Consider the following 14,734-nt stretch of genomic DNA (forward strand, 5'->3'; position numbering starts at 1 on the left):
GAGGAGGGCGTCAGAGGTCGGCGATCGCCTCGAGCGGCCCCGTCCGGGCGGCGCGGACCGCCGGCCAGAGCGCCGCCAGCACACCGACCACCGCCGAGGCGACCAGCGTGATCACGATCAGCGACCACGGGATCACCGGCGCGCCCAGACCCCACGCCGCCAGCGTGCGCACGAGGGCGACGCCGATCAGCGTTCCGAGGATGACGCCGACGACGGCACCGAAGATCGAGATGAGCACCGATTCGAGGTAGATCGAACGACGCACCTGACCTCGGACCATGCCGATCGCACGCAACATGCCGATCTCGCGCTTCCGCTCCACCACCGACAACGCCAGGGTGTTGATGATGCCCAGCACCGCGATCAGCAGCGCCAGGCCGAGCATCGCGTAGAGCGTGCCGAGCATCTGGTCGATCTGCGCGGAGATCTGGCCCTTGAACTGGTCGCGGTCCTTGACCTGGACGGTCAGGTACCCGGCGGTCGCGTCCTCGAGCCCGGTCCGCAGGGTCTCCAGATCGGCACCGGCCTCGGCCTTCACGAAGACCGTGATGTCGAAACGCGCCGGGGGCGGGACCAGGCGGTCGTAGACCGCGGGACCGACGACCCACGGCTGGAGAGCCTCGTTGTCGGCGTACACGCCCGCGATGGGGACCTGAACCTGTTCACCGATGGGTGAGGTGAAGTTCAGGACCTGGCCGCGCTCCCAGCCCTTCGTCATCGCCGTGCGGTGACTGATCAGCATCCCGTCGGCCGGCAGCGTCGACGACGCGCCGTCCTCCATGTCCATGACCGTGACGTCACTCAGCGGTCCACCGAGCGCGGAGAAACCCTGCACCGGCTGATCGTCGACCTTCGCCTGCACGACGCCGAACGAGACCACCTCGCCGACACCCGGCACCTTCTCCACCGAGGGACCCACCGTGGGCGGCAACGGCCCCTGGTTGGTGCCCGAGAGGATGTAATCGGCGGTGATGCCGGAGTCGACGGCCTCGTCGACCGTGCCCTTGAACGACTGGCCGAGCGTGCCGATGATCGCCACCAGCATCAGGCCCAGCGTCAGGGCGAACGCCGTCGCAGCCGAACGTCGGGGATTCCGAACAGCATTCGTGCGTGCGAGCCGTCCGATCGTGCCGAAGGGCGCACCGACCACACGGCCGAGCACTCCCACGAACGGCCGCGCGAAAGCCGGTCCGACCAGCACCGCGGCCAGCACCAGACCGGCCGCGCCCGCGCCGACCGTCAGCGCCGGTCCGGAGCCCTCGTCCATCGCGCCGACGACGATCGCCACGATCGAGGCCAGGCCGATGACCGCACCGATGAGGGTGCGGTTGCGCAGGGATGCCGATCCCTCGGCGGCCGAGGCACGCATCGCCTCCACCGGCGGCACCCGGGCGGCACGAGCTGCCGGTACCCATGCGCTGATCATCGTCACCACGACGCCGACCAGTATGCCCGCGAGTACCGCGCCGACCCCGATCGTCAGCTCGCCCTCCGGCAGACCCGACGACGCACTGGTGAACGCCTTGAGCGCGGCCGCCAGGCCTATGCCGATGGCCAGGCCCAGCGCTCCGCCGAGCACACCGACGACGAACGCCTCGAAGAGGACCGACCGCGACACCTGTCGCTGACTCGCCCCGACCGCACGCAGCAGCGCGAACTCGCGGTTACGCTGCGCGACGATCATCGAGAAGGTGTTGTAGATGATGAACGTGCCGACGACCAGGCCGATCGCCGCGAACGCCAGCAGGATGTACTGGAAGATCTGCAGGAACTCGTTGACCTGCGCCTTCTGGTCCTCCCGTACCTGATCGCCGGTCCGCACCTCGTACAGATCGGCGTCGGAGCCGAGGAAGGTGCGCACCCGCTCCTGCAGTTGCTTCGGGGACACCCCGTCGACGGCCGACATGTCGACGAGCCCGACGTGGCGCCCGTCGGTGAAGAGCCCCAACGCGGTCGCCGCGTCGAACTGTGCGTTGACGTACCCGCCGGTGGAGGCGGGCAGGTCGATCAGTCCGACGACGGTGACGTCGAGCGGGGTGGAACTGCCCTGGCCGATGACGACCTTGGTCTTCGACCCGACCTTCAGCCCGGCCTCCTCGGCAGCCGAGGCGTTCAGGGCGATCTCGCCGGCGTCGGCCGGCCCGCGACCACCCGGCAGGATCCGGGACTCGTCGGGATCGAGCGCCTCGTTCTCCGGGATGTAGGTGGTGCCCACGCTCGGCGCACCACCCGTCTGGATGGCCTTGCCGTCGGAGTCGGCGACGGTGACCAACCCGCTGTTGTTGACGACGAGCTTGTCGATGCCGAGTGCGGTGCGCTGGTCACGCAACTGGTCGACCACCCACAGCGGAACGCCCGGCGACTGCCGATCAGCGGGCGTCACCTCGACCGCCACACCCTGCGCGGCACTGTCGAAGATGTCGGTGAAGGCCTTCGAGACGGAGTTGGTGAACACGATCGAACCGACCACGAAGGACGTGCCGAGGACGATCGAGAAGAGGGTCAGGAACAGACGTAGCTTGTGCGCCCGCAGGTTTCGCAGGGAAACCCGGCGCATCACCGATGATGACGCCACGGCTCAGAGCGCTCTGGAGGTCTCGGCGGGAGCCGACTGGGAGGGAGCGTCGGCGTGGTGGACCACGTCGAGGTTCTTCATCACCTCGAAGACGTCGTCGGCGCTCGGGCGGGCGAGCTCCTGCACGATCTGTCCGTCGGCGAGGAACACCACCCGGTCGGCGTACGACGCCGCGCGCGGATCGTGGGTCACGATGACGACGGTCTGCCCGAACTCGTCGGTGGCGGCGCGGAGGATCGACAGGACCTCACCCGAGGACCGCGAGTCGAGGTTGCCGGTGGGTTCGTCGCCGAAGATGATCGCGGGCTTGCCGATCAGCGCCCGGGCACACGCCACACGCTGCTGCTGGCCGCCGGAGAGTTCGCTGGGCAGGTGCCCGAGTCGGTCGGTGATGCCGAGTCGTTCGGTGACCGCGTCGAACCACTCGGTGTCGACGGTACGGCCGGCGATGTCGACCGGGAGGGTGATGTTCTCCTTCGCGGTGAGCGTCGGCACCAGGTTGAACGCCTGGAAGACGAACCCGATGCGGTCGCGGCGGAGCATGGTCATCGCCTTGTCGGACAACGCGGTGAGATCGGTGTCGCCGATGTGGACACGGCCGTCGCTCGCGACGTCCAGGCCGGCGAGGCAGTGCATCAGCGTCGACTTGCCCGACCCCGACGGGCCCATGATGGCGGTGAACTCGCCCTCGCGGAACTCGATCGAGACGCCCTTCAGGGCCTCGACGGCGGTGTCGCCCGTGCCGTACCTCTTGGACAGGTTCTCCGCACCCGCAGCCACTCCGTGTTTCGGCGCTCCGGCATCGCGGGCGGCCGCATCAGTCGTCGTCATGCCCTCAACGGTGCCAAATCCGACGCCGAATGGCTATCAGGTAACCCCCTGACACCACCCTGAGGCGGGAATTGTCACACCTTCCCATCCGCTCCCCGCTCAGCCCCGAACCGACGGAGGACCGATCCCCACCGCTCGCTGGGTAGGGCAGAGCTTCCGAGAGTCGCTATCTGGGCAGCTGAACCTCGAACGAGTGGACGCGGGTGGGCGCGCCGGCGTTCTGGGACACGACGAGCAGTGTCCTGCTGCGCGCGTTGGCGAACGGGTTGTCGGGGTGCCAGTTGCCCCAGGCGAGGCCCGACATGTCGCCGGTGACGAGGCGCGGCGTGCCGGTCGTGGAGAAGATGCGACGCTTCGGCATCGCCTTCTCCTTGCCGGAGAGCTTCTTGTTGCCGGTCACCGAGGTCGCGCCGCGGGTGGTGGTCCAGAAGATGTTGGTCAGCTTCCCTGCACCGCGCTCGAGGACGAGGAAGTCGGTGGAGTTGATGGCCAGCACGTCGGCCGCGACCTTGTTGGCGTCGGTGCGATAGACGAATTCGCGGTTGGGCTTGCCGAAGGTGAGCAGTCGCGCCGAGGTGCGACCGTCCTGCTTGAGTCCGCCCGCGGTGAGCACCGAGACCTGGCCCTGGGGACCGACGGCGAGGCCGGTGAGCCCACGCTGTCCGGCGACGCCCGACTTGGACGAGGGACGCCATGCGGCCGGCAGCGGGAGATCGCGGGTGAACTGGCCCAGCGGACCGATCTGCCGGACGAACTGGTTGTTGCCGCCGCTGACGACGGTGTAACCGCCGTTGGTCTTCCGGATGCCCTCGAACTGCGCGCCGCCCGGCAGCAACGGGACGAACCACGGCCCGAGGACCGTGCCGCCACCGTTGAGTGCGGGACGACCGACGAATGATGCGGTCTCCGAGGAGTATCCGATCCGGGCGGTGAAGAACCGTGCGGGGAGCACGTCTTCGGCGATCAGCGCGTACTGACCGTTACCGGTCCGGTCCAGGCCGGTGATCCGGTTGAACGTCGGGACGAAGTCGCCGAGCGTCGTCGTGTCGGTGTAGTACGCGCTGACGCCGGCACCGGAAGCCGGTGCGGCAGTGGCTGGTTGAACTGCGAGCGGAGAGGACAGCCCGAGTACACAGGCTCCGGCGATCGTGGCCCCCCACAAACGTGGCTTCATGAGGGGCACGATACCTCAACCGTCACATCAGCCTCAGGCCGAACTGCCTGATGGCCGCGGATCAGGCGAGACGCTGCTTGAGACCTTCGAGCTCGTCGCGCAGCGAGGTCGGCAGCTTCGGGCCGATGAACTCGAAGAGCTCCTCGATCGACGGGATCTCTTCGCGCCACTCGTCGGCCTTGAACGCCAGCGCCTCGGCGACGTCCTCGGCCGGCACGTCGAGCCCGGACACGTCGATGTCCTCCGGCTTGGCGACGATGCCGATCGGCGTCTCGACACCGTCGGCCTCGCCCTCGATGCGGCCGATGATCCACTTCAGCACGCGGCTGTTCTCGCCGAATCCGGGCCACAGGAAGCGCTTGTCGTCGCCACGTCGGAACCAGTTGACGTAGAACACCTTCGGCAGCTTGGACTCGTCGGCGTTCTTGCCGATGTTGACCCAGTGCTGCAAGTAATCGCCGACGTGGTAGCCCATGAACGGCAGCATCGCCATCGGGTCGCGACGCACGGTGCCGACCTTGCCCTCCGCCGCGGCGGTCTGCTCGGAGCCGACGGTGGCGCCCATGAAGACGCCGGTCTGCCAGTCGCGGGCCTCGGTCACCAGCGGGACGGTGGTCTTGCGGCGGCCACCGAACAGGATCGCCGAGATCGGCACACCCTTCGGGTCGTCCCACTCGTCGGCCAGCGACGGGCACTGCGAGATCGGGGTGCAGTAGCGCGAATTCGGGTGTGCGGCCTTGTGACCGGACTCCGGAGTCCAGTCGTTGCCGAGCCAGTCGGTGAGGTGCGCAGGCGTGGGCCCGTCGATGTCCTCCCACCAGATGTCGCCGTCGTCGGTGCGAGCGACGTTGGTGTACAAGGTGTTTCCGGCCTCGATGGTCTTCATCGCGTTCGGGTTCGAGTCGTAGCTGGTGCCGGGCGCGACGCCGAAGAAACCGAACTCCGGGTTGATCGCGTAGAGACGGCCGTCCTCGCCGAAGCGCATCCAGGCGATGTCGTCGCCGACGGTCTCGGCCTTCCAGCCCGGGATGGTGGGCTGCAGCATCGCGAGATTCGTCTTGCCACAGGCACTCGGGAACGCCGCGGCGACGTAGTAGACCTTGTTCGCCGGGCTGGTGAGCTTGAGGATGAGCATGTGCTCGGCCATCCAGCCCTCGTCGCGGGCGATGACCGAGGCGATGCGCAGGGCGTAGCACTTCTTGCCGAGCAGGGCGTTGCCGCCGTAACCCGAACCGTAGGACCAGATCTCGCGGGTATCGGGGAAGTGGGTGATGTACTTCTCGGTGTTGCACGGCCACGGCACGTCGGCCTGGCCGGGCTCGAGCGGCGCACCCACCGAGTGCAGTGCCTTCACGAAGAAGCCGTCGTCGCCGAGGATCTCGAGGACGCGCGGACCGACGCGGGTCATGATCTTCATCGACAGGACGACGTACTCGGAGTCGGTGATCTCGACGCCCAGCTTCGGGTCATCCGAGTCCAGCGGGCCCATGCAGAACGGGATGACGAACATGGTGCGGCCGCGCATCGAGCCGCGGTACAGCTCGGTCATGGTGGCGCGCATCTCGGCGGGCTCGACCCAGTTGTTGGTCGGACCGGCGTCCTCTTCCTTCTCCGAGCAGATGTAGGTCCGCGACTCGACGCGGGCGACATCGGCGGGGTCGGAGCTGGCGAGGAAGGAGTTCGGCTTCTTCTCCTCGTTGAGCTTCACGAGGGTGCCGGCCTTCACCAGATCGTCGGTGAGGCGTTCCCACTCCTCGTCGCTGCCGTCGGACCACACGACCCGATCGGGCTGCGTCAGTTCCGCGATCTCGGCGATCCAGGCCAACAGACCCTGATGGTTGGTCGGCGCGCTGCTCGGGTCCAGTCCGGGAATGGTGGCTGCGGTCATCGTTGGGGCCTCCTGGCGAGCGTGTGACCTGCTGGAATGGTCACCGGTCAGTCGTCTAGGTGTCCAGGATACGTGCACCGAGCGGGCGCTAGGTGTGGGGGTCGGCGACTGCGGCTTATCCCACACTCAGGCGATATGGGACCAAAGTCCCTGGAAGACGGCCGTCGGCCTGCTCAGCCGATACGCCCCGAGCCGCCGGGAATCCACTCGCCGGTCTCCGGGTCGAGCACGGCCGAGCTGAAGCCGCCGTCGGCGCCGATCTCGGTGATCTTGTCGACCTGGCCGTCCCGGTCGCTGTCGGTGTACACGGTGAACCCGTCCGGACCGTTTCGCGTGAGGGAGTCGTTGACCCCGTCGTTGTCGGTGTCGACCTCCGCCGGGCCGAGATCCCAGATGCGGCCGTCCTCGTGCATCCACAGGTGGTCGTCGAGGTCGTCGGCGGCCGATTCCGCATGGACCGCGGCGACCGAGTCGACGTGCGGCTCGAACCCGGGGCCGGTGCCGGGCAGGTCGGCGGTCTCGAACGACCCGCCCGACAGCGCCGCCGCGTCGGGTCGGCCGCTGTCGCGCGGATCGGCCCCTGCGTGGTCGCCGTCGAAGATCGAATCCATCTCGTTCACCTTGTCCCGTCCTCGCCGGAGCCGGCCTGATCATTCGTGCTCGGGTCGTTCTCGTCCTTGTCATCCGCCCACAGCTGTTCGGAGCGGGCGAGGAGTTCGCGGTGCACGGCTTCCGCGCGGTCGCGGCGAACACGCACGTCCTGGTTCGCCGTGCCGCTGCGCAGCCTCCGGATCTCGTCGTCGATCTGCGCGACCTGCTCGCTCGTCCGCCGGGCTCTGCGTTCGTGGGCCCGGGCGATCTGCCCCGCGATCCGGGTCTCGGCCGCGGCGAACCGCAGTCCGAGCTGGTGGTCGAGTGCGGAGCGGGCGACGGTCAGCCGCTCGGTGCTGCGGCCCGTGCGGTCGGCGCGATCCAGCGCACCACGCCGGACGCGGATCACCCAGACCGCGACGCCGATCCCCAGCAACAGGGTCAGCGGCATGCTGATCCACTGCAGTGTCTGCACCGACGCCATCGGCGCGACGACGAGACGCCCCACGCCCAATCCGGTCGAGGCGCCGATGATGACGAGCAGCGCGTCCTCCGCACCTCCGCGCCGCCGCCGGTTGCCCGGCCCGTCGGCGGGCAACGGGGTCTCCGGCCACGGCTCCTGCGGGGACGGTTCGGGGTCGAGCCCGACGAGCGAGGTGGCCGCGACCTCGTCGATGCGCTCGTCGGCGTCCCGGCGGATTCCGTCGGCGAGGTCGGCCCACCGACTGCGCAGCCACGACTGGTGCTCGGCGCCGGTCCCCGGCGCGGCGTCGGCGACCAGCGCCGCGAGCCCGCGGACTCGAGACTGCAGTTCGGCCGAGGACTGCGCGCGGGCTCGGGTCAGGCCGGCGCGCACGGCCGCGAGTCGATCGACCCGACCGCGATCCCGCGACGACACCAGCCGGCGCCGCGTACTCATCAGCTCGTCCAGCGCGCCGGATGTGTCGGTGTCGGTTCCGGCGTCGGTGTCGTCCAGCAGATGTTCGACGGCCCCGGCTCCCGCAGCGAGGCGGGCCCGCTCGATGCGCACCGCGGCGGGGGCCTCGAGCGCCTCACGTATCCAGCCGACCAGTGCGTCGACCCCGGACTCCTCGACGGCGCCGCCCAGCGAAGCGGCCGCCGACACCCCGAACAGCGGCATCGTCCCGAACGGATCGAGGGTCTTGCGATGGGCACGGACGATGCGGGGCCATTCCCAGAAGGCGTCGATCTTGGTGCACACCAGCGCGACGGTCCCGACCGTCCCACGCACCCGCTCGACGAGGTGGAGTTCCTCGTCACCCACCGACGACGACGGGTCGACGACGACCAGCGCGACGCCCGGCTGGTTTCCGACCTCCAGGGCCCGGGCGTGGGTTTCGAGATCGGGGGCCAGTTCCCGCACGGCGTCGACGAGTGTGCGCACTCCGACGCCGTCGGTCCCGACGACCAGGACCCCGGAGCCGGTACCGACGGCCGCGGCGTCGAATCCGGTCAGTTCCCGCGCTGCCTCGAGAACCCGCGTACTCATCCGGCACCTCCGGCCGCGAGCAGACGTTCGGCGTTCTCCCGATCGCAGCCCCGGGCCGCGGCACGTTCGAGCTCGGCGCGGATCTCGACCTCGCGCCAGAAGCGGACGCGGCCCACGCGGTCACCGAACGCCGCGCCGAGCTGCGTAACCCCGCTTCGGGCGTGAAGAGCACGGTTGAGCGCGTCCGCGTCGGCCGCCTCTTCTGATTCCTCCGCGATCAGCCGCAGCGCGGTGCCGATGCCGAACGCGTCGATCCGGCACAGCAGTCCTTGCCGCAGCAACCGCTCCTGCAACTCGGGCGCACCGGCGAGGAACCGGCCGGCCATCGACGGCATCTCGGCCCGCTCGGCGGCCAGCCGGGTGAGGGCGGCGAACTCCGCGGCGCCGAGGTCGGCACACGCGAGCAGTTGGGAGACGGCGTGCACGGGAAGGCCCAGCTGCGTCGAGCATCGCCTGGCGACATCGACGGCGGCTTCCCAGTCCGGGTGGGTGTCGGCCTTGCCGAGGACGACGACCACGCGGTCGGCGGGCAGCGAGCTCAGCAGTTCGTGGTCGGCGCGGCGCGGCGGCCCGGCCAGGACGTGCAGCCAGAGGTCGGCGGCGGGTGCGTCCTCGCCCAGACCGGTCACGGTCGGCGCGAGTCGCTCGCGCAGGGCGCGCGCCATCGTGTCGCGCCCGACGCCCGGCCGGCCGACCACCTGCACATGTAGAGGACGCAGAAAGCGGTGTCCGGCCGCGGAGAGGACCGGGACCAGCGGCGACGACGGCTCGACGAGGTCGGCGAGTCCGCCCTGCTCAGCGGCCGCCGAAAGCGGATCCCGGGGCGGCCGCCACCCGGGTGGCGGGTTCGTCGTCGTGCGCACGTTCGCCCCCACGTCTCAACAGCCCTTCCCCACCCGACACCCCGCGTGTTCCGCGGCTGGCCCGAGACTAATCCGGATTGGCCCCGATGGGCTTCCGGACCTCCACATCCCCGCCGACAGCGCGTTCTGTCCCCACGAATCCCCGACCGCTCGACGGACACGATCACCCGCGACTTCGCGGACAGGCCACGATGCGCAACGATGGACGGGTGAACAACAGCGCTGACAGGTCACGGTTGTACCCCCGCGTGACGAGCTTCCGATTCCGCCGGGGGACCTTGACGACCGGACAGCAACGCAACTGGGAGACCCTCTGGCCCGTCCTGGGCCGCGACCTCGAGATCGGTCCGGAGCGCATTCCCGAACCCCAGCTCGACCTGGACGCCATGTTCGGCCGGGACAACCCGAAGGTGCTGGAGATCGGCAGCGGCACCGGCATCTCGACCGCCGCGATGGCCGAGGCCGAACCCGACGTCGACGTGGTGGCGGTCGAGGTCTACAAGCCGGGACTGGCCCAGCTGCTCGGTCTCGTCGACCGCAACGGGTTGACCAACGTGCGCCTGATCCGCGGCGATGCGTCGATCGTCCTGCGGGAACTGATCCCGTCGTCGAGCCTCACCGGCGTCCGGCTGTTCTTCCCCGACCCCTGGCCGAAGTCGCGTCACCACAAGCGCCGGTTCGTCCAGACGGGCACACTGGAGCTGATCGCCGACCGTCTCGTCCCCGGGGGCGTGCTGCACATCGCCACCGACCACGCGGGTTATGCCGAGTGGATCGCCGAGAAGCTCGCCACCCAGGACGCCGACCGCCCCCACGTCGTTCAGCTCACCCGCGAGTCCCCGATCCTGCTGGAGCGGCCGACGACGAAGTTCGAGGGTCGTGCGGAACGAGAGGGCCGGTACGTCAGCGAGTTCGTGTACACGCGGCCCATCCCGCCGGCTTCCGCGTCCGGCGACACCCTCGACGGGAGCCCGGCATGACCGACCAGACCACCCCGGCCGGAACGACCGGCGGATTCGCGGACACCATCGCGGGCCAGACCGGCACACGCCGGATGCTGCTGGTCTGGGACGCACCCAACATGGACATGGGCCTCGGCGCCCTGCTTGGCGGCCGTCCGACCGCCGCACATCGCCCTCGATTCGACGCCTTGGGCCGCTGGCTGCTGCAACGCACGGCAGATGTGTCGGCTCTCACGGAGAACGGCGGCGGCGTCGAGCCCGAGGCGACCGTCTTCACCAACATCGCCCCAGGTAGTGCCGATGTTGTGCGTCCCTGGGTGGATGCCCTGCGTAACGTCGGTTTTGCGGTTTTCGCCAAGCCGAAGCTGTCGGAGGACAGCGATGTGGACTCCGACATGCTCGACCACATCGAACTTCGCAGGCACACTGTGGGACTAGCCGGCGTGATCGTGGCGTCCGCCGACGGCCAGGCGTTCCGCGAGCCGCTCCTCGAAGTGGCCGGCGACGGAGTGCCCGTCACCGTCATCGGATTCCGCGAACACGCCAGTTGGGCCCTCACCACCGAGGAACTGGAGTTCATCGAACTCGAGGACATCCCGGGCGTGTTCCGGGAGCCCCTGCCCCGCATCGGGCTGGACTCGCTCCCGGACGAAGGCGCCTGGCTCACACCGTTCCGACCGCTCAGCGCACTACTTCGCTGACCGGCGTATGGTGCCTGGTCGCAGGACGCCGAGGTGCTCACTGAGGGCGTCACCGACCCCGACACCTCAGGGATCACTCAGGCAACACTGTCAAGATCTCACGAAGAACTGACAGAATCGCGACCGGCACCGTTCACCTCCGGCACGGCGCCCCGTCCGAGCGCATCGACGGCCCGACAACCCCGATCGCGGCCGGCGCCCGACACGTCGCACACGAAAGGACATCAGCGTGTTCCGAGTAATCGGCACATTCGTGTATCGAATGCGCTTCCTCGTCATCGCGGTGATGATCGCACTGATGGCGGGACTCGGACTATACGGTCTCGATCTCAGCAAGCATCTGAGTCAGAGCGGTTGGTTCGACCCCACGTCGGAATCCGATCTCGGTGCCCGCTACGCCGACAAGGCACTGGGACGCGATCACACGTCTGATGTCATCCTCCTGGTCACACCACCGGAGGGCACGACGGTCGACGACCCGGCGTTCGGGAAGAAGGTGGAGACCTTCGTCGAAGACCTGATCGCCACGCACCCCGACATCGTCGGGCGCGCCGACCCGGGCCTCTACGACCCGTTCCTCGTCCAGCCCGCACAGAGTGCAGTCCAGGAGCGACTGTTCACCCCGGACAAACGTCAGGCCTTCATCAGCATCGGTGTCGCCGGCAACGACGACACCACGGTGCTGGCCAACTACAACACCATCGAACCGTTCTTCGACGACATCGCCGAACGCTTCGACATACCCGGCGCCACCTTCGAACTCGCCGGCCTGCAGCCGGTCTCCGGGTCGATGGCCGACGGCATGGACAAGGACATCAAGCGCGCCGAGGTGATCGCGCTGCCGGTCGTCGCGCTCATGCTGTTCTTCGTCTTCGGGGGCGTCGTCGCGGCGTGTCTGCCGGTCCTGATCGGCGGCCTGACGATCGCGGGATCGCTGGGCATCATGAAGATCCTCGCGCTGACCACCGAGCTCAACATCTTCGCGCAGTCGGTGGTCACGCTGATCGGTCTCGGCATCGCGATCGACTACGGCCTGTTCATCGTCTCGCGCTTCCGAGAGGAACTCGGCGAGGGCTACTCCACCAAGGCGGCGGTCCGAAGAACCGTGATGACCGCGGGCCAGACGGTGGTCTTCTCGGCGACCATCATCGTCGCCGCTCTCGCCTGCCTGCTGATCATGCCGCAGGGATTCCTCAAGTCGGTGGCCTACGGCGCCATCGCCTCGGTCTCCCTCGCCGCGATCCTGTCGATCACCGTGCTGCCGGCGATCCTGGGCATCCTCGGGCCACGGGTCAACATGCTGTCGATCGGCTCGATCCTCAAGTACACCGCGATCCCGCTGGTCCGCCGCTTCTCGACCGAGGAGCGCGCCGTCGCGCTGGAGAACCGCTTCTCCGGCCGGATGAAGACCAGCCAGGAAGTCGAGAACGGCTTCTGGGGACGCCTCGCGACGTGGGTGATGAAGAACCCGCTGAAGACGGCGATCCCGACCGTGCTCCTCCTGCTCGCCCTGACGGTCCCGTTCGGCAGCATCCAGTTCGGCGGCATCAGCGAGAAGTTCCTGCCGCCGGACAACTCCGCACGTGTCGCGCAGGAGAAGTTCGACGAGTACTTCCCCAGCGAGCGCACCGAGGCGGTCAAGCTCGTCATCGTCTACGACGAGACAAACCAGGAAGACCAGAACAAGCTCGAGGCCATCGCCCGCCAGGCCGACCAGGTTCCGGGCTTCACCAACAAGTTCAGTGATCCCGACAAGGCCGGCTTCGGTTCGTACGACGCCGAGCGGTACCCGAACGTGGGCGTCTACCAGGTCTCGGCCGGCCTGGTCGACCGCACCAAGGCGGCCAAGGCGATCGACCAGCTCCGGGCGATCGACACCCAGGGCCTCACCATGTACGTGACGGGCACCCCTGCGCTCACCCAGGATTCGATCGACGCGCTGATGAACCGGTTGCCCTTGATGGCGATCATGCTGGTCCTGATCACCGGACTGCTGATGTTCCTGCAGTTCGGATCGCTGGTCCTGCCGATCAAGGCGGCGTTGATGACCGCTCTCGGTCTCGGCGCGACCCTGGGCATCCTGACCTGGATCTTCGTCGACGGCCACGGCGCGGGCCTCGCGAACTTCACCCCGGGTCCGCTGTTCGCCGCGATCCTGGTCCTGATCATCGCGATCATCTTCGGTCTCTCCACCGACTACGAGGTGTTCCTGCTCTCCCGAATGGTCGAGGCCAGACAGCGGGGAGCCAGCACCACCGAGTCCATCCGGAGCGGCATCGCCCACACCGGCGGGATCATCACCGCGGCGGCGGCGATCCTGGTCGTCGTGACCGGCGCCTTCAGCCTGTCCGACATCGTGATGATGAAGTACATCGCGTACGGCATGATCGCGGCGCTCATCCTCGACGCCACCGTTATCCGCATGCTGCTCGTGCCGTCGGTGATGAAGCTGCTCGGCGACGACTGCTGGTGGGCACCTCGCTGGATGCAGACCGTGCAGCGCAAGATCGGTCTCGGCGAGGCCGTCCTCGAGGACGAGCCCGACGAGCAGCGCGACTCCCGCGCGGCCCGCAAGATGAGTGCCGGCACGCTGGTCGCGGAGGCCCCGACCTCGGTCATGGCCGCAGCCCGGCCGCGCACCGCGCCCACCGGACCTGCACCCGCTCGCCGAGGGGCACCCGGACGCGACGGCCGGCAGCCCGTTCCCCCGCGTCCCGCACCCGGCGCACCCATGACGAACGCGCCCCAGCCCGGTGTACCCCAGCCGAACGGGCCGCTCACCAACGCGCCGGCGGCGAAGACGCGCCAACCCGGTGCACCCGTGCAGCGCAACGGAGGCCCGGGTCCCGTCCCGCCCGCACCCATGCCCGGGGACTCCCCCGGTCGCGCGGCCCCCGGCCGTGTCGGTCCGTCGGCACCGCCCACCGCGCAGCCGGCCGGTTCCCGGGCACCGGGCGCGTCGGCCGAGGCACCTCGTCCCGAGCGGCGCCCGATGGCGCCGTACCGGCGATCGGGTCTACCCAAGAGCGACCGTCCGGACACCGGCGGGTGGACGCTCGGCGAGGGCGGCATCCGCCTCGGCGACGCCGCCCCGCGGGGGAACGGCGACCGCCCGACGGGCACCACTCCCCCGCCGGCACCGCCGGTCCAGGCGCCTCAGCCGGCCGCCGCACCTGCGCGTGACGCCGATTCGCGGTCCCCACTGGGTCGACGCCCGACCCTCGACGACGCGGGTCGCCGGCCGCTGGCCGCATCTGTGTCGCCGGAGAACTCGACGCCGACGACTCGTGGTCGCCGGACCTCCGGACCGTCGCCGATGGAGCGTGGACTGAGTCCGGACGCCACCCCGGCGGCCACGCCCCGTCCGGGAACCGGCCCCGTCCCGCCGTCCGGGGAGGCCGACTCGGGCCGTCGACGCCCGCGGACCGACCGGCACGCCCGCTCGGACGAGACCGGTGACGACGCCCAGATCAGCGTGCAGGAGCTGCTGAAGCGCAGCCGCTCCGAGAAATGAGCACCGAGAAGTGAGTCGCCGACGGCCGGTGGGGGTTCGCCCCCGCCGGCCGTTCTCGTTATGGATCCGGTGTCGGCGTGGATCAATCGCGGATTGGTCAGGACTGGACATTGCCCCGATGTGAC

Annotated in this window: 10 protein-coding genes; 3 read left to right on the top strand and 7 right to left on the bottom strand. The window is 69.2% G+C overall.

Annotation, left to right across the window (positions count from 1 at the left end):
- Window positions 1-10: 10 nt before the first annotated feature.
- The 7 genes from GKZ92_RS21100 to GKZ92_RS21130 form a co-directional block, all read right to left on the bottom strand.
- The gene (locus GKZ92_RS21100) at window positions 11-2,557 is read right to left on the bottom strand and encodes an ABC transporter permease (protein ID WP_035753759.1); all 2,547 of its coding nucleotides are present in this window, start codon (window positions 2,555-2,557) and stop codon (window positions 11-13) included.
- Window positions 2,558-2,578: 21 nt separating this feature from the next.
- Complete coding sequence (locus GKZ92_RS21105) at window positions 2,579-3,406, bottom strand: ABC transporter ATP-binding protein (protein WP_006357096.1); 828 nt, start codon at window positions 3,404-3,406, stop codon at window positions 2,579-2,581.
- Between the two features lie 166 nt (window positions 3,407-3,572).
- Window positions 3,573-4,580: an esterase-like activity of phytase family protein gene (locus tag GKZ92_RS21110; RefSeq protein ID WP_035753757.1), complete on the bottom strand. Its 1,008-nt coding sequence runs from the start codon at window positions 4,578-4,580 to the stop codon at window positions 3,573-3,575.
- A gap of 61 nt (window positions 4,581-4,641) precedes the next feature.
- On the bottom strand, window positions 4,642-6,468 hold the full coding sequence (locus GKZ92_RS21115; protein ID WP_035753755.1) for a phosphoenolpyruvate carboxykinase (GTP): 1,827 nt from the start codon (window positions 6,466-6,468) through the stop codon (window positions 4,642-4,644).
- A 173-nt stretch (window positions 6,469-6,641) separates the two neighbouring features.
- Window positions 6,642-7,088: a DUF6802 family protein gene (locus GKZ92_RS21120; RefSeq protein ID WP_035753754.1), complete on the bottom strand. Its 447-nt coding sequence runs from the start codon at window positions 7,086-7,088 to the stop codon at window positions 6,642-6,644.
- On the bottom strand, window positions 7,085-8,569 hold the full coding sequence (locus GKZ92_RS21125; RefSeq protein ID WP_035753753.1) for a hypothetical protein: 1,485 nt from the start codon (window positions 8,567-8,569) through the stop codon (window positions 7,085-7,087). The genes GKZ92_RS21120 and GKZ92_RS21125 overlap by 4 nt, the downstream gene beginning before the upstream one ends.
- Complete coding sequence (locus GKZ92_RS21130) at window positions 8,566-9,432, bottom strand: hypothetical protein (protein WP_230461854.1); 867 nt, start codon at window positions 9,430-9,432, stop codon at window positions 8,566-8,568. The genes GKZ92_RS21125 and GKZ92_RS21130 overlap by 4 nt, the downstream gene beginning before the upstream one ends.
- 191 nt (window positions 9,433-9,623) lie before the next feature.
- Between GKZ92_RS21130 and trmB the strand changes: the two genes are divergently transcribed.
- The 3 genes from trmB (at window position 9,624) to GKZ92_RS21145 (ending at window position 14,609) form a co-directional block, all read left to right on the top strand.
- Window positions 9,624-10,412 carry a tRNA (guanosine(46)-N7)-methyltransferase TrmB gene (gene trmB / locus GKZ92_RS21135; protein ID WP_006357090.1) on the top strand — a complete coding sequence of 263 codons (789 nt, stop codon included), beginning with the start codon at window positions 9,624-9,626 and terminating at the stop codon, window positions 10,410-10,412.
- Window positions 10,409-11,095: an NYN domain-containing protein gene (locus GKZ92_RS21140; RefSeq protein WP_155225624.1), complete on the top strand. Its 687-nt coding sequence runs from the start codon at window positions 10,409-10,411 to the stop codon at window positions 11,093-11,095. Before trmB ends, GKZ92_RS21140 begins: the two co-directional genes overlap by 4 nt.
- A 229-nt stretch (window positions 11,096-11,324) precedes the next feature.
- Window positions 11,325-14,609, top strand: a complete 3,285-nt coding sequence (locus GKZ92_RS21145; protein WP_155225625.1) for an MMPL family transporter — start codon at window positions 11,325-11,327, stop codon at window positions 14,607-14,609.
- Window positions 14,610-14,734: the final 125 nt, after the last annotated feature.

It is taken from the genome of Gordonia sp. 135 (assembly GCF_009720185.1).
Lineage (GTDB): Bacteria > Actinomycetota > Actinomycetes > Mycobacteriales > Mycobacteriaceae > Gordonia > Gordonia alkanivorans.

Bases quoted from the DNA above. Each gene is read 5' to 3' on its own strand.
- GKZ92_RS21100 (WP_035753759.1), bottom strand. From the start codon at position 2,557: ATGCGCCGGGTTTCCCTGCGAAACCTGCGGGCGCACAAGCTACGTCTG.
- GKZ92_RS21105 (WP_006357096.1), bottom strand. From the start codon at position 3,406: ATGACGACGACTGATGCGGCCGCCCGCGATGCCGGAGCGCCGAAACAC.
- GKZ92_RS21110 (WP_035753757.1), bottom strand. From the start codon at position 4,580: ATGAAGCCACGTTTGTGGGGGGCCACGATCGCCGGAGCCTGTGTACTC.
- GKZ92_RS21115 (WP_035753755.1), bottom strand. From the start codon at position 6,468: ATGACCGCAGCCACCATTCCCGGACTGGACCCGAGCAGCGCGCCGACC.
- GKZ92_RS21125 (WP_035753753.1), bottom strand. From the start codon at position 8,569: ATGAGTACGCGGGTTCTCGAGGCAGCGCGGGAACTGACCGGATTCGAC.
- trmB (WP_006357090.1), top strand. From the start codon at position 9,624: ATGCGCAACGATGGACGGGTGAACAACAGCGCTGACAGGTCACGGTTG.
- GKZ92_RS21140 (WP_155225624.1), top strand. From the start codon at position 10,409: ATGACCGACCAGACCACCCCGGCCGGAACGACCGGCGGATTCGCGGAC.